13 protein-coding genes are annotated in these 15,554 nt (G+C 63.4%); 6 read left to right on the forward strand and 7 right to left on the reverse strand.

Annotation, left to right across the window (positions count from 1 at the left end):
- Positions 1-13: 13 nt before the first annotated feature.
- Positions 14-904 carry a peptidylprolyl isomerase gene (locus ABFC66_RS00910; protein ID WP_346739072.1) on the reverse strand — a complete coding sequence of 297 codons (891 nt, stop codon included), beginning with the start codon at positions 902-904 and terminating at the stop codon, positions 14-16.
- Between the two features lie 417 nt (positions 905-1,321).
- Here ABFC66_RS00910 and secA point away from each other — a divergent pair, with 417 nt between their 5' ends.
- The gene (secA, locus tag ABFC66_RS00915; RefSeq protein WP_346739073.1) at positions 1,322-4,045 is read left to right on the forward strand and encodes a preprotein translocase subunit SecA; all 2,724 of its coding nucleotides are present in this window, start codon (positions 1,322-1,324) and stop codon (positions 4,043-4,045) included.
- A gap of 31 nt (positions 4,046-4,076) precedes the next feature.
- On the opposite strand, the gene ABFC66_RS00920 is transcribed toward secA, so the two are convergent.
- Positions 4,077-4,859: a hypothetical protein gene (locus ABFC66_RS00920; RefSeq protein ID WP_346739074.1), complete on the reverse strand. Its 783-nt coding sequence runs from the start codon at positions 4,857-4,859 to the stop codon at positions 4,077-4,079.
- Positions 4,860-5,119: 260 nt separating this feature from the next.
- The gene (locus ABFC66_RS00925; RefSeq protein WP_346739075.1) at positions 5,120-6,442 is read right to left on the reverse strand and encodes an MFS transporter; all 1,323 of its coding nucleotides are present in this window, start codon (positions 6,440-6,442) and stop codon (positions 5,120-5,122) included.
- 139 nt (positions 6,443-6,581) lie between these two features.
- Here ABFC66_RS00925 and ABFC66_RS00930 point away from each other — a divergent pair, with 139 nt between their 5' ends.
- Positions 6,582-7,772, forward strand: coding sequence for an epoxide hydrolase family protein (locus ABFC66_RS00930; RefSeq protein ID WP_346739076.1), 1,191 nt, complete (start codon positions 6,582-6,584; stop codon positions 7,770-7,772).
- Positions 7,769-8,971, forward strand: a complete 1,203-nt coding sequence (locus tag ABFC66_RS00935) for an epoxide hydrolase family protein (RefSeq protein WP_346739077.1) — start codon at positions 7,769-7,771, stop codon at positions 8,969-8,971. The genes ABFC66_RS00930 and ABFC66_RS00935 overlap by 4 nt, the downstream gene beginning before the upstream one ends.
- Positions 8,972-8,987: 16 nt before the next feature.
- On the opposite strand, the gene ABFC66_RS00940 is transcribed toward ABFC66_RS00935, so the two are convergent.
- Positions 8,988-9,947 carry an acetyl-CoA carboxylase carboxyltransferase subunit alpha gene (locus tag ABFC66_RS00940; protein ID WP_346739078.1) on the reverse strand — a complete coding sequence of 320 codons (960 nt, stop codon included), beginning with the start codon at positions 9,945-9,947 and terminating at the stop codon, positions 8,988-8,990.
- Positions 9,948-10,219: 272 nt separating this feature from the next.
- Here ABFC66_RS00940 and ABFC66_RS00945 point away from each other — a divergent pair, with 272 nt between their 5' ends.
- From ABFC66_RS00945 to sigJ, 3 genes are read left to right on the forward strand one after another with little or no spacing between them, the layout of a single operon-like run.
- Positions 10,220-10,657: a hypothetical protein gene (locus tag ABFC66_RS00945; protein WP_346739079.1), complete on the forward strand. Its 438-nt coding sequence runs from the start codon at positions 10,220-10,222 to the stop codon at positions 10,655-10,657.
- Between the two features lie 23 nt (positions 10,658-10,680).
- Entirely contained in the window at positions 10,681-11,235 is a 555-nt protein-coding gene (locus tag ABFC66_RS00950; protein ID WP_346739080.1) for a hypothetical protein, read from the forward strand.
- Between the two features lie 17 nt (positions 11,236-11,252).
- Positions 11,253-12,170: an RNA polymerase sigma factor SigJ gene (gene sigJ / locus ABFC66_RS00955; RefSeq protein WP_346739081.1), complete on the forward strand. Its 918-nt coding sequence runs from the start codon at positions 11,253-11,255 to the stop codon at positions 12,168-12,170.
- Here the strand turns inward: sigJ and ABFC66_RS00960 are convergent.
- The 3 genes from ABFC66_RS00960 to ABFC66_RS00970 form a co-directional block, all read right to left on the reverse strand.
- Positions 12,167-12,592 (reverse strand): PaaI family thioesterase, encoded by a 426-nt coding sequence (locus tag ABFC66_RS00960; RefSeq protein WP_346739082.1) that lies wholly within the window; start codon positions 12,590-12,592, stop codon positions 12,167-12,169. The two genes, sigJ and ABFC66_RS00960, sit on opposite strands and share 4 nt — an antisense overlap.
- Before the next feature lie 79 nt (positions 12,593-12,671).
- A complete protein-coding gene (locus ABFC66_RS00965; protein ID WP_346739083.1) occupies positions 12,672-13,643 on the reverse strand; it encodes a site-specific tyrosine recombinase XerD in 972 nt (323 codons plus the stop codon).
- A gap of 5 nt (positions 13,644-13,648) precedes the next feature.
- Entirely contained in the window at positions 13,649-15,538 is a 1,890-nt protein-coding gene (locus ABFC66_RS00970) for a hypothetical protein (protein ID WP_346739084.1), read from the reverse strand.
- Positions 15,539-15,554 lie beyond the last annotated feature (16 nt).

The raw sequence follows: 15,554 nt of genomic DNA on the forward strand, positions 1-15,554 counted from the left end.
TCCAGCCAATCGGTTATTTCGCGCTATCGGGCGCGGGGGCGATCTGCGCCTTGTCTTCGCCGACGATGTCGACCTTCGCCTTCTTACGCAGATCTTCCATGATCTTCGTGCCCTGTTCGCGGGCAAGCATGCGCATCACGTCGTCATGCGCTTCTTCAAAGGTCGGCTTCTTCGCCTTGCGCGTCTCGACGAGCTGGATGACGTGCCAGCCGAACTTCGTCTCGACGGGGTCGGAAATCTGGCCCGGCTTCAACTTGAACACGGCGGCCGAGAACTCAGGCACCATGTCGCCCTTCTTGAACCAGCCGAGGTCGCCGCCTTCCTGCGAGCTCGAATCCTTCGACATGGCCTTGGCCACATCCTCGAACTTCTTGCCGCCCTTGATTTCCGCAAGCACCTTGGCCGCCTCGTCCTTCGAGCCGACCAGAATATGGCGGGCATGAACCTCGGTCTCGGCCTCTGCCTTGGCGATATGCTCGTCGTAATAGGCCTTCACCGCCTTTTCGCTGACCTTGTCGCGCATCAGCTGGACCCAGTAGACGTCGCGCAGAGCCTTTTCGTCGTAATAGGCCTTCCGGCGCTTCACCAGCGGATCGTCCTCGATATGCTTCGCCTTCGCCTCGCTCGCGACGATGCGCCGGTCGATCAGCATGCCAAGCAGGTACTGGAAGCGCACTTCCTCGGGCAGTTGGGCGAGCGCCTGGCCCATCTCCTCGTCGGCCAGCGCGATGTCGGAAAGCCTGATTTCCGAGCCATTCACCTTGGCGACGACCTCGTCGGCGCCCGCGGCGGGCTGCGCAGCTTCGGCGGCATTGGCTGCCGGCACGGTAACGGTGGCCGCAATCCCTCCGGCAAGCCCCAGGACAAGCAGGCAGGCAGGAGCAAGACTTGAGGCTAGGCGCATGATGAAATTCCTGTGACGGGGCTTCGACGGCCCCTTGCATGATCCGGGTGCCGCGCCGGATCCGGCCGGGCGGCTTGAGCGGCGACATGATGACGACGCGAGGGGCGTCGCACAAGGACCACTTGCACTAAGAATTTCATATACTTGAACCGCCTGAACGCCGGCTTTTCCGCCGCTCGCGGCGGTTAACATTACCCCGCCTTACATTGACAAGGTACGGCCTCCACCTTACATCTCGACAGGTCTTTTCGACTGCGGTTTCACCTCGTAGACCAGCCCGCAGAGCGGCATGTCGCCCGCCCCCGACATGCGGAAGGGGTCGGGGGCGTCCCGGAAGACAGGCCCGAACGGGCGACAGGAACAGGTCCGCAGCGGGGTCTTCGGGCGTCCGCGCGGATTCGCAAGGGATTTGGACTGATGGTTAGCTTGGGCGTCCTCGCCAAGCGTCTCTTCGGCAGCGCCAACGACCGGAAGCTGAAGACGTACAAGGCACGGGTAGAAGCGATCAACGCCTTCGAGCCGGCAATTTCAGCTTTGAGCGATGAAGCGCTCCGCGGCAAGACCGCGGAATTCCGCGCCCGCCTCGCGGAAGGCACGCCTCTCGACGACCTGCTGACCGAGGCCTTTGCGGTCGTCCGCGAAGCGGCCAAGCGCACCCTCGGCCAGCGTCATTACGACACGCAGCTCATCGGCGGCATGGTTCTCCATGACGGCCGCATCGCCGAAATGAAGACCGGCGAAGGCAAGACGCTGGTGGCGACGCTTGCCACCTATCTGAACGCTCTTCCGGCCAAGGGCGTCCATGTCGTCACCGTCAACGACTATCTCGCCAAGCGCGACGCCGAATGGATGGCCCAGGTCTATGGCTTCCTCGGCATGACGACGGGCGTCATCCTGCACGGGCTCGATGATAATGAGCGCCGCGAGGCCTATGCCGCCGACATCACCTATGCCACGAACAACGAGCTCGGCTTCGACTATCTGCGCGACAACATGAAGTACCAGATCGGTGCCATGGTGCAGCGCAAGCACCACTTCGCGATCGTCGACGAAGTCGACTCGATCCTGGTGGACGAAGCGCGGACGCCGCTCATCATTTCGGGCCCGCTCGACGACAAGTCCGAACTCTATATCGGCGTCGATGACGTCATTCCCCTGATCGATGCCAGCGACTACGAACTCGACGAGAAGCAGCGCACAGTCACCCTTACAGAAGAGGGTAACGAGAAGATCGAGGGCATCCTGCGCGAGCGCGGCATTCTCCCCTCGGGCTCGCTCTACGACATCGAGAACATCACCATCGTCCATCATGTGCAGAACGCGCTGAAGGCGCACAAGCTGTTCCAGAAGGACAAGGACTACATCGTCAAGGGCGACAAGGTCGTCATCATCGACGAATTCACCGGCCGCATGATGGAAGGCCGCCGCTATTCGGACGGCCTCCACCAGGCGCTGGAAGCAAGAGAGCGCGTGCAGATCCAGCCGGAGAACCAGACGCTCGCCTCGATCACCTTCCAGAACTATTTCCGCATGTACGACAAGCTCGCCGGCATGACGGGCACCGCGCTGACGGAAGCCGAGGAGTTCCTCGATATCTACAACCTCGAAGTGCTCGAGGTGCCGACCAACCGGCCCATCGCCCGCATCGACGAAGATGATGAGGTCTACAGGTCCGCGCGCGAGAAATACGATGCCATCGTCCTCGAGGTCGAAGACTGCGTGAAGCGTGGCCAGCCCGTGCTCGTCGGCACCGTGTCGATCGAGAAGTCGGAAACGCTCTCCGAGGTTCTCAAGAAAAAGAAGATCAAGCACAACGTGCTCAACGCGCGCTACCACGAACAGGAAGCGCATATCATCGCGCAGGCCGGCGTTCCGGGCGCCGTGACGATTGCCACCAACATGGCCGGCCGCGGCACCGACATTCAGCTCGGCGGCAACCTCGACATGCGCATCGCCGACGAGACGGCAGGCATCGAGGACGAAGCCGAGCGCAAGCGCAAGACCGACGAGATCAGGGCCGACATCGCGAAGAAGAAGGAAACCGCGCTGGCAGCGGGCGGCCTCTACATCATCGGCACGGAGCGCCACGAAAGCCGCCGCATCGACAACCAGCTGCGCGGCCGTTCGGGCCGTCAGGGCGATCCGGGCCGCTCGAAGTTCTTCCTTTCGCTCGACGACGACCTGATGCGCATCTTCGGCACCGACCGCATGGACGGCGTGCTGCAGAAGCTCGGCCTCAAGGAAGGCGAAGCGATCATCCATCCCTGGATCAACAGGGCGCTTGAAAAGGCTCAGCAGAAGGTCGAGGCGCGCAACTTCGACATCCGCAAGAACCTGCTCAAATACGACGACGTGATGAACGATCAGCGCCGCGTGATCTTCGATCAGCGCGTGGAACTGATGGAAGCCGACGATGTCCGCGAGACCGTGGACGACATGCGCCATCAGGTGATCGATGCCCTCGTCTCGCGGCATATTCCCGAAAAGGCCTATGCCGAACAGTGGGACGCCGCGGGCCTCAAGGAAGAAGTCGCGACGGTTCTCGGCCTCGATCTTCCGATCAGGGACTGGGCGGCCGAAGAAGGCATTGCGGACGAGGAAATCCGCGAGCGACTGAAATCGGAAGCCAACCGCGCCATGGCGGCGAAGGTCGCCCAGGCCGGGCCGGAGCTCATGCGTCAGGTCGAGAAGGCGATCCTTCTCCAGACGCTCGACCATCACTGGCGCGAGCATCTGATGATGCTGGACTATCTGCGTCAGGCCGTTGGCCTGCGCGGATACGCCCAGCGCGACCCGCTCAATGAATACAAGTCCGAAGCCTTCGAACTCTTCGAAAGCTTGCTGACCCGTCTTCGCGAAGATGTGACCCGCCAACTCATGAACGCGCAGTTCGTGACCGAGGCGCCGGCCATCGAGGAGACGCCGCTGCCGCTCATGCACGCGCATCACGCGGATCCGCTCACGGGCGAAGATGAGTTTGAAACAGGCGATGTGGCGACGCTCACCCGCCCCGCGCGCAACGATCCCGGCGTCGCCGTCGATCCCCGGAATCCGGCCACATGGGGAAAAACCGCCCGCAATGCGCCCTGCCCTTGCGGCTCGGGCAAGAAGTTCAAGCACTGCCACGGATCATTGGCGTGAATGAGCCGGGGCCCCTCCGGGGGCTCCGCCTCTACCCCAGAGGAACGGGCGTCGCCACGATCTTCTCGGCGGCGTGCTTCACCGCCCGATCGAAATTGATCACATCCATTTCGATGTAGGTGACTTCGTGCGCGGGCGCCATCTCGCGCAGCTTGCGGCTGTCCTCGATCATCTCCCGCGCGCGTGCGGGGAGATCACGCCAGCGCTCGCTTTTCACCGTCCAGCATTTGCCGGTCTGCTGATACGTCCGCAGCGCCTTCACCTTCGAGTCGACCGCCGCATCGGCGTTGCCGATAACGAAACACTTGATCTTGTGGCGGTTCGTCAGAGAGCCGCAGACGTTGAGAGAAATATTCCGCGGATCGTCGATCCGTTTGCGGTTCACATAGATCAGGTCATCGCCCTCGACGATCAACCCTTCGGGGAAGCGCATGAACAATTCGTCCAGAAGAAACTGACGCATCTCGATACGCAGGTCGTCTTCATCGACATCCTGGTAGATGTCGCGAAGCTGATCGAGCGAAATGAGCGAGAATCCATGCTTGCGCGCCAGCGCGAAGGAAATCAGCGTCTTGCCGGTTCGCGGCCAGCCCGTAATGACGCATGACGGGCCTCCTGTTTCAGCCGTTGCAGGAAGCTCGCGAACATAATCGCGCAACGCCTCGAAAACCCGCTCCCTGACGTCCGGGCCCCCCTTACGCAGAATGTCCCGAACCTTGTAGGCGGCAGCATCTATCGAGGCCGTGATTGCACGCTGACCGTCCAGCCAGGATCGCAACCCCAGCCGGTAAATAGCGAAAGAAAACTTCCGCATGCTGCTGCCCATTTTGCCCCTGCACCGTCAGAGTGATCACGATCGCAATCTTTCCCCGCACTGACGTTTCTTCATCTTTTTGCACCCACGAATTATTAGCAATTTTCGCGCCAACTCGCATGGTGAATCGGGAAAATCCCTATTTCTCATGCCGGGTAGAACGGCGCCTTCGGCCTTGCCGCCCGGAATGCAAAACGGCCGCCCTGATCAGGGCGGCCGCAGAGCTTCGGTCGTTGCGATGGCGGCGACGCCTTTGCGCATCAGCTCCCGGTGAGCTTTTCGAGATCGGCCTGATAGGTCTTGCCCGCCCAGTAGTAATGGACGGCCGCCCATACACCGATGAAGGACGTGCCGAACAACGCCCAGCGCAGGCTTTCATCGCCGAAATGGGGCTTCAGCAGATCGCTGACGAGGCCAACCGTCAGTGGACCGAAGCCCAGCGCGATGAAGTTCAGCACAAAGAGCATGACGGCAGAGGCAAGCGCCCGCATGTGAAGCGGCGTCAGACTCTGGATCATGGCGAAGCTCGGCCCGAGATAGAAGGCGCCAAGGATCGACGAGACAATATAGATCGGGATCATCAGCGTCAGATCGGACGACAGATAGAAGACGATGAAGAGAGGCATGCCGAGGATTTTCGCCACCGCGATGACCCAGGCATTCCAGCGCATATCCCGCTTCGAGAGACGGTCAGCGAGGATTCCGCCGGTCAGCGCACCGAGACCACCCACAAATCCGGCAATGAGTCCAAAGATGAGGCCGACCGACTGTGGCGACATGCCGAGACTGCGTTGAAAGAAGGACGGACCGAAGATGAGCCCGCCATAGCCGACAAAAGACACGAGCGTCAGGCCAATGGTGATGTGCCGCGCAGAGCGCGTTTGCCAGAGATGCACGATCACATGGACGATATTCGACTTGAGCGCCGCATCATGCGCAATGCCGTCCGCATGGCCGCGCGCAGGCTCCTTCATCGTGAAGCGCACGAGTAGTGCAATGAGAAGCCCCGGCAGCCCCATGACATAAAACGTCATGCGCCAGCCGTAGTGCTGCACCACATAGCCCCCAAGCACGAGGCCGATCATCGCGCCCAGATAGACGCCGATCGAATAGATCGCCATCGCGGTAGAGCGGCTTTCCTTCGGATAAAGGTCCGCGATCATGGAGTGCGAGGGCGGGCTCGAACCCGCCTCGCCGACGCCCACGCCGATGCGCGCGAGGAGAAGATGCGTGAAATTGCTCGCGACACCGCAGAGCGCCGTCATCGCGCTCCAGACCGTCACCGCCAGGGCGATGATGTTGCGCCGGTTGCCCCGGTCCGCCCACATCGCAATCGGCACGCCCAGCGTTGCATAGAAGAGCGCGAAGGCCAGGCCCGACATGAGGCCCAGCAGCGTGTCGCTGACGTGAAACTCGTTCTTGATCGGCTGCATCACGATGTTGACGATGCCGCGATCCACATGGCTCGACGTGTAGGCGAGCGTCAGAATGAGGAGCGCATAGTGGCGCTGGAATATTGAGCCCTTCTCCATCGCCGCCGGCGCGCCTTCCGGCACATACCTCTCCACAATCTCCTCGGCCATGCGTCTCCCCTCTTTGATTATCGTTTTCATCCACCTTAAAGACGCGGGAGAAGCGGAGCAATCGCAAGCGGCGTTGCGGCCCGGCTCGCTGCTGCCATAATGCCCTCAACAAAAACACCCACATGGAGGATGCTCAAGCATGGGCGCGCCCGTTCCTTTCAAGATCGAAATCCCGCAATCGACGATCGACGCCATTCTGGCCAAGGTCCGCGCCTATGAGTGGCATGAGATGCCGGAGATCGCACCCGGCGCCGACCGCTGGGCCTATGGCACCGACATGGAATACATGAAGGAGCTTTGTGCCTACTGGACGTCGGCCTTCGACTGGCGCAAGGCCGAGGCGACGCTCAACCGCTTCCCGCAATTCAAGGCGACGGTCGACGGTCAGGAAATACACTTCATTCATGTGAAAGGTTCGGGCGCCAATCCCCAGACGGTGCTGCTCACTCATGGCTGGCCGGGATCGGTGTTCGAATTCTGGGACGTGATCGAGCCGCTCGCGCATCCTGAGAAATTCGGCGGCAGGGCGGAAGATGGCGTGAACCTCGTCGTGCCCTCGCTGCCCGGCTACGCCTTCTCCGGCAAGCCGAAAAAGCCGATCGGTCCGAAGGGAACCGCCGCCCTTTGGGACAAGCTCATGCGCGAAGTGCTGGGCTACAAGGACTACATCGCGCAGGGCGGCGACTGGGGCGCGGTCGTGACCGGCTATATCGGCCTCAATCACTCGCAGGCGAAGGGCGGCGGAGCCAAGGCGATCCACATCAACATGTTCGGCATTCGCGGCCCCTTCGCGCCGGAAACGCCGGAGGAAAACCAGTGGGCGGGCGCTGCAGCGCTCAACTTCGAACTCGAAGGCGCCTATCTGCGCCTGCAGATGACGAAGCCGCAGTCGCTTTCCTACGGCATGATGGACAGCCCCGTGGGCGCGGCTGCCTGGATCGTCGAGAAGTTCAACACCTGGTCGGATCGTCGCGGACCGGACGGCAAGGAATTCATCGAGAACGCCTTCACCAAGGACCAGCTTCTCACCAATGTGATGATCTATCTCGTCACCCGCACCTTCAACACGGCGACCTGGTTCTATCGCGGCATGTTCGAGGAAGGCGGCACGAATATTCCCGCAGGCGAGAAGGTCGAAGTGCCGACGGGCATCGCCAACTTCCCGAAGGAGTTCATGCCCTTCCCGCCGCGCAGCATGGTCGAGAAGAGTTTCAACGTCGCCCGCTGGTCGACCTTCGAGCGTGGCGGCCATTTCGCGGCCATGGAAACGAAGTCGGTCTTTGCCGATGAGGTTCGCGCCTTCGTCAACCAGGTGAAGGCGGGGAAATGACACATCGCATCATCCCCGCCGATCCGTTCAGGATTCGTGTGCCCGAGGAGGAGCTTCAGGATCTGAAGCGCCGCCTCCAGCGCACCCGCTTTCCGAACGAGCCCATGGGCAACGAACATTGGGCCTATGGCACCAGCCTTCCCTATATGGAGCGGCTCGTCGAAGTCTGGCGCGACGATTTCGACTGGCGAAAGCAGGAAGAGGCGCTCAACCGCTTCCCGCAATATCGCGCCACTCTGACGGACGAGGATGGCGAGGATCACGAGATCCATTTCATCTATGAGCGCGGCTCAGGCGAAAATCCCGTGCCGCTGATCCTCACGCATGGCTGGCCCTCGACCTTCCGCGAGTTCCTCGATGTGGTCGATCCGCTGGCGCATCCTGAAAGATACGGGCGCGAAGGTCCGGCCTTCGACGTGATCGTGCCCTCGCTCATCGGCTACGGCTTTTCCTCGAAGCCCCGCATTCCCATCGGCCCCGCCGCCATTGCCGATCTCTGGCACCGGCTGATGACAGAGGTGCTCGGCTACGACAAATATGCCGCGCAGGCGGGAGACTGGGGCAGCTTCGTCACCTCGCGCCTTGCGCTACAGCATTGCGATAGCCTTCTCGGCATCCACCTCACCATGCTGCCGCTCCGTCCTAGCCTGAAGCATGCCTCACAGCCGCCGGTGAGCGAGGAAGAGGGACGCTGGATCAAGGAAATGCAAGGGTGGTGGCGGCAGGAAGAAGGCTATCGCTCGATCCAGTCGACCAAGCCCATGGCGCTCGCTTTCGCGCTGATGGACAGCCCTGCGGGTCTGGCGGGCTGGCTTGCCGACAAATATTACCGCCTCGGCGACACCGACAAGACCGACACGATGGAAGGCATGATCGCGCGCTTTCCCTTCGACACGATCCTGACGCAGCTCTCGATCTACTGGTTCACGGGCACGATCAATTCGGCGAACACGCTCTACAAGGCCGGCCCCGCGGAAGGCTCGGCCTCGCTCAAACCGGGCGAGATGGTGACGGTTCCCACCGCCTATTCGGAATATCCGATCGACACGCTGCCGATCACGCCGCGCTCATGGGCCGAGCGCAGCTACAATATCGTCCGCTGGCGGATCATGGAGAAAGGCGGCCATTTCGCCGCCATGGAGGAGCCGGAACTTTTCGCGGATGATGTTCGCGATGCTTTCCGCGAGATGGGGCTCTAGCCCCGTCTCGCGCCGGTCAGACGGCGCCGACGCGCCCCATGGCAAGGAACTTCTCGCGGCGGAGACGCTTCAGCGTGGCGCCGTCGAGCTTTTCGAGGCCGCGCAGCTCTTCCTCGATGCCATCGCCCGCTTCCTTGATCATCTGGTGGCGTTCGCGGTGCGCGCCGCCGATGGGCTCGGGGAGCACGCGGTCGATGACACCGAGCTGATGCAGGTTCTGCGCGGTGATCTTCATCGCGGTGGCGGCATCCTTGGCCTTGGCCGAATCGCGCCACAGGATCGACGCCGCGCCTTCCGGCGAGATGACGCTATAGACCGAATGCTCGAGCATCAGGATGCGGTTTGCGCAGGCAAGCGCCACAGCGCCGCCCGAGCCGCCCTCGCCGATGATGACCGAGACGAGCGGCACCTTGAGCGACAGGCAGCGATCGGTCGACCGCGCGATGGCTTCGGCGACACCGCGCTCCTCGCTGTCCGAACCCGGATAGGCGCCCTGCGTATCGACCAGCGTGACCACGGGAATGCCGAAGCGCTCGGCGAGGTCCATCAGGCGAATCGCCTTGCGATAGCCCTCGGGCCGCGCCAGACCGAAATTGTGCTTCATGCGGCTCTGCGTGTCCGAGCCCTTTTCATGGCCGATCACGACCACGGAACGGCCCCGGAAGCGGCCGAGACCGCCCATGATGGCCGCGTCCTCGCCGAACAGGCGGTCGCCCGCCAGAGGCGTGAAATCCTCGATCAGACGCTCGACATAATCGACGAAGTGCGGGCGGCGCGGATGGCGCGCGACCTGCAGCTTCTGCCACGGCGTCAGAGAGGAATAAGTGTCCTGGAGAAGCTGGGCGGCCTTCTGCTCAAGCTTGGCCACCTCGTCGGTGATGCTGACCGAAGGGTCTTCCTGGGCCAAAAGCCGAAGCTCCTGGACCTTGCCCTCCAGTTCCGCAATCGGCTTCTCGAAGTCGAGATATGTGTGCATCGCGCTCCGGAAGTCCCGCTTGTCCGCCCTGGAAACGCCCGGGCGGTACCCCTTAGGCAACGATCCTTTTGTCAGGATTTGCGCGGCACACTGGCTCGGGAGAGGCCCCTTGTCAACCGCCAGGGCCCTCTTCCAGCCTTCGGGCCGCCCCTTTGGTAAACGCCGAGACTTCCCCTGTCACAAATCCGGGACCCCATGCGTCCTGAGGACATGGCGGAACCCCAAGTGACGCTGGGTCATGCGAACGCCGCCAACGGGAGCCGGGAAAGCCGATGTCGATCAATCAGTTTACCGCCCGCACGGGCGATTCCAGCCGAGCCGGCCTGAAGCGATTCCTGATCGCGCTTGCCGGCCTCGCCCTCTTTGCCAACGCCCTCTTCATGCTGGCCGATCCACTCGGCTGGTATGAGGCCATCGAGGGCGTACCCGATACCGGCCCCTTCAATCCCCACTTCGTCCGCGATATCGGCGTCTCGTTCCTGACGGCCGCACTCACCACGGCGGCCGCCGCCCGCTGGTTGCGGCTCGCCTGGCCGCTTCTCTGTACCGTCGCCCTCTATCTGGGCCTGCACGCTCTTCTCCATCTCTGGGATATCGCTGCAGGCCGCCTCGAACCCGGCCACCTGCTGATCGACGCGCCTGGCGTTTTCCTCCCCCTCTTCGCCATCGCCGCGCTCGCCCTGTGGGTGCGCCGGGACCACGACATCTGACCGCCCAAGGAGAGGAGAAAGCGATGCTCAAGGCATTCATCGAAAGAGCCCTGCGCAGGCAGGAAGAGGCGACCGGCGAATCCGTGGATTACCTGCGCGATCTTCATGCCGCGGCACCCGGCGCGCTGTGGCGCTTCGTCTGCTTTCTGCCCATGAGCCGGTTCCGCAAGAGCCTTCCACTGGAAGCTCATGCGGTGGCCCGCATCGCCGCCGTTCATGCGGAAGATTGCGGCCCATGCCTTCAGACCGTGGTGAACCTGATGACCGCGGCGGGCGTTGCGCCGCAGACGCTGCGCGCCGCCGTCACGCGCGATCTCACGGCGATGGACGAGCGCACGCGAACCGTCTTCGAATTCGCCGAAGCCATCGTCCACCGCGATATCCGCAGCGAGGAACTCCGCCCCTTGATCGAAGGCTGGTGGGGAAAGGCCGCCATGGCGGATCTGGCGCTTGCCATCGCCAGCACCCGCGTCTTCCCGACCGTGAAGCGCGTGATGGGTTACGGCCAGGCATGCTCGCGCGTGACCATCGGCCAGGAGACGCTGCGCGCCGAACTGACAAAGCCACAACCCGCCTGATCGGCTAGGATGGAACCATGATGCCGACGACCGAAACACAGGAAGCGATCTTCACGCGCCATCGCGCGCGCGTCTTTGCGGTCGCCTATCGTCTCGTCGGGACGGTGAGCGACGCAGAAGACGTCGTGCAGGAAACCTGGCTGCGCTGGAGCGGCGCCGACACGGGCAATGTGCGCTCGCCGGAGGCGTGGCTCGTCACCACGGCAAGCCGCCTCGGCATCGACCATCTGCGCCGCCTGCGGGCAAGGCGCGAAGCCTATGTCGGCCCCTGGCTGCCGGAGCCCATTGTAGAGCCTGCGAATGCGGAGCCGGTTCCCACGCCCGAGGAGCGGATCGCCCTTGCCGACGAGGTATCGATCGCGCTGCTGCACATGCTGGAACGGCTTGCGCCGGAAGAGCGCACGGCCTTTCTGCTGCATGAAGCATTCGACTACGACTATGGAGACCTCGCCGCCATTCTCGGCAAGTCGCAGGCCGCCTGCCGCCAGATCGTCAGCCGCGCGCGCCGCCGCGTATCGGATGAAAGGCCGCGCTTTGAAGCAAGCCCCGCCGATCATGCGCGGCTCGCCAGCGCCTTTGCAGATGCACTGATGAAGGAGGACCCGCAGGCGCTTCTCGCATCGCTGCGCGAAGACGCGATCCTCTATACCGATGGCGGTGGCCGCGTGACGGCGGCGCTCAATCCGATCTACGGCGCAGACCGGATCACGCGCTTCTTCTTCGGCATAACGAGGAAGTTCCCCGAGCCCTATGTCATAGACGGCATTCGCATCAACGGAAGGCCCGGCTTCACGCTGAGCCTCGGACGCCAGATCAGTTCGATCGTGAGTTTCGACATTCGCGACGGTCTCATCGCCAACGTCTACATCATGCGGAACCCGGACAAGATCGCGCGGGCGGCGCAGGCGCTCGGACGTCCGCTGCTCGGAGCCTAGACTCCGAGCTTTACGAGCTTCACCGTCGAGGTTCCCTTGGCGAGCACTGCGCCGGACGCGTCGAGAAGCCGGCCTTCGAGAAACCCCGTCTTGCGTCCGAGCATCTCGACCCAGCCTTCCGCGATGACGAGACCGGGCGGAACGGACTTGAGGAAGCTGACCTTGATCTCGAGCGAGAGCGGCGACATGGTTCTGCCGGTTGCCGCGATGACGCAGAAGCCCATCGCCTGATCGATCCAGCCGGTCACAAAGCCGCCCTGTGCGATGGTGCCGTTCGTGTGGCACATATGCGGGCCGACGCGATATTCGATCGCCACCCGGCCCACGCCCTCCTCGAACCTGACAATCCGCTGAAAGCCCAGCGCCTTTGCCAGATCGGCGACATGGCTCATCCGCGGGTCGATATCAATCACGTCACTCATAACCGTCCACCAGCAATTTCGATCTGGCGGACGATATAGGCGACGCGGATGGCCCCGTGAAGAAAATTCGGCTCCAGCCTCAGGAGCCGGTTTCCTTCTTCGCCAGCGGATGGTGCTCTTCCACGAGCTGCTTCAGCCGCCCATCGAGCACATGCGTATAGATCTGCGTCGTTGAAATATCGGCATGGCCCAGCATCTGCTGGACGGCACGCAGATCGGCGCCATTGGCGAGCAGATGGCTCGCAAAGGCATGACGCAGCGTATGCGGCGACACGCGATTGGGATCGAGCTTTGCCGCAATGGCGAGATCCTTCAGGAGCTGGGCGAAGCGATGCCGCGTCAGATGCCCCTGCCGCCCGCGCGAGGGGAAGAGCCAGGGCGAAACGGAATCGCCGAGCCGCGCCACGCGCAGGGGGAGGTACTCGTCGATGGCGAGCCGCGCCGCTTCCGACAGCGGCACGAGCCTTTCGCGCCCGCCCTTGCCGGATACGGCGAGGAAGCGGCTGTCTCCCTTGGCGGCCGAAAGCGGCAGGCCGACAAGTTCGGAAACACGCAATCCCGTCGCGTAGAGAACTTCCATCAGGCAGACGAGGCGCGCCCGCTTGTAGGCCCGCACCGCCTCTTCATGCGAACGCCCGTCCTCGGCGAGCCGCGCAGCGCGGAGCAGCGCATCGACTTCCTCGACGGTGAGCGTTTTCGGCAGCGGACGCGCGCGGCGCGGACCTTCGATCGCACCGCAGGGATCGTCCGGCCTGATGCCGTCGGCATAGAGGAAGCCATGGAACTGGCGGATCGCGGAGAGTCTGCGCGCCGCCGTCGAAGCGGAGAGCCCCTGCGCCGACAGGCCTTCGAGATAATCCCGCACATCGAGCGTCCGGGCCTCGGCCGCGCCGCGATTTCGCGCCGCGAGGAACGCCGCGAAATCCTTCAGGTCTCTCGCATAGGCATCGAGCGTATTGCGCGCAGCGCCACGCTCGGCACTCAGCATTTCAAGGAAGGCGTCGATGTGATGCCTTCCGCCTTTTTCGGTCGCGATTGGATCGTGGGACATGGAACTTACCCGGGTGCGGCATGACTGCGTCCCATTAGAGCTTCGGTGGCGAGGCGCCGGGCTTCATCACCGAGGTTGACAGCTCTGAGACTCGAAACGGCTTGCGCAATCACTTGCGGAACTGCGCCATCCGGCCCCCCAGGCCCGATACTCACGAGAGAAAGCAACACTACTTCGCCAACAGCGCCCTTGCTGGCGGAATTCTGCAACTGGTTCATCAGATCGGTCGGCGCCGCAGTTGCCGCGGCGGCGACGATATCTTGCGGCACGGGAAAGCCCAACGCCTGCAACAAAAGAGCTTCCTGTGCACCGAACATGCGCGTGGCCGACACGCCTGAACGCAGATCGGCCCGAAGATCGGCTTCGATCTGCGCGCCATTGCCACCAGGCCCTTGCGGGTCGCTGATACGCATCAGAGCGCCAAGCTCACGCGCATCGCGTCCGATACCCTGCCCCTGTGGCGCCACCAGAGCATACCACTGTGCGGCATGGGCCCGATCGCCCACCAGCAGGAAGGCGCGAATGGCAGCTGGCGCAAGATTGCGCAGCGTCGGCGACGGCGTCAACTGCGTAAGAACGGGCAGCAACACTTCGACCGTCGAGAGGTAAAGCCCCGCGCTCCGCCCGGTCGAAAGCATGAGCTTGATCAGCTCCGCGCGATCGGTCGGCAAAACCTCGGCGTTGATTGCCTGATAGAGCAACGCGCGGCGGAAGGCCGGTTCGGGCGGGAAGGTCGCCGCCTTCAGCCCGTCGAAATCGACCTGCGTGAACGGTTGAAGATTGTAGAGCTTCGCAAGCTCGTCGGCCTGAATAAGGCCGAGCATGGCAGCGCGTTCGCCTGCCGATATCCGCGTTTCCGGCGGCAGGCTCTCGTCGCGCGCCAGCGTCTGCACCACGGGCACGGTCGCGATATCGCCCGCATTCCTGGGCAATTCGCGATGCGCAAGGCGGTAAAGCGCGACATCGAGAATATCGAGCTGCTTGGGATCGGCCGCCTTGAGCTTCAGCCCGTCGGTCGCCTCGGCAACGAGCGAATAGAACATCGGATCGTCGAGCCCTTCTTCGCGCGCGAGATCGAGCGTGAGATTGGCTTCGGTCTTCTTGCCCGCAAGCACCTGACAGAAGGCCGAGAGCTTGAGGCTGAAGGCCGCTGTCGCGTCATGGGCGGGATCGGTGCCGGTCGGGATGTCGGCAAGGGCGGCGCAGGCTTCATCATGCGCGCCGGCGGCCAGCGCCGCGCGGGCCCGCGCCAGCGCAACGCTCGGCGTCTTGTCCGCCTGAGCGGTCTTTGCGAGTTCGAGGGCGAGATCGGCATGGCCCGCCAGCGTCAACCGCTCCAGCCGGATGGCGAGGAGCGAGGCCCCGGTCTGCGCCCCTTCGGGCGCCTGAGCCGTCGTCAGCAAGAGGCGCCGCGCCAGATCGTTCATCACAGGCGAGCCCGTGACCACGGGCATTTGCGCGAGATAGCGCTCGACCTCGCTGCGTGTGGCGCCCCGCCACATATCGGAGCCGAAGCCGCCATCCTTGTCGCCAAGAAGGCCTGCCGCCGAGGCGTCGACGCCGCCCAGCGTGGAAACGGTGATGCCGGAGCCGCTGCTGCCCGGAACGCTCTTCACGGCCTGCGGGGTGCCGGCGTCGGGTTCGGCGCCTCCCGGAAAGGCCGCGGGCGCGGAGGCCGGGTTCGTTGCGCCGAAGCCGGGCGGCACGATGCTCTGGGGCGCCGTGCCTTGTGGCGCCGCACCTTGGGGGGCGGCAGCGCCTTGAGGCGCGGACAGTTCCGAAGCGGGGAGCGTTCCAAGCGTTCCCGCAAGCGCAGGCGCCGAGACCGCCATCAGCAGGGCGAACCCAGCCAGGCCGAGGCCTCCCGCGCGCATTTCGGAACGACGCGACGTCACACCATCATCCTCAAGG

The sequence above is a fragment of the Parvibaculum sp. genome (assembly GCF_039680535.1).
Lineage (GTDB): Bacteria > Pseudomonadota > Alphaproteobacteria > Parvibaculales > Parvibaculaceae > Parvibaculum.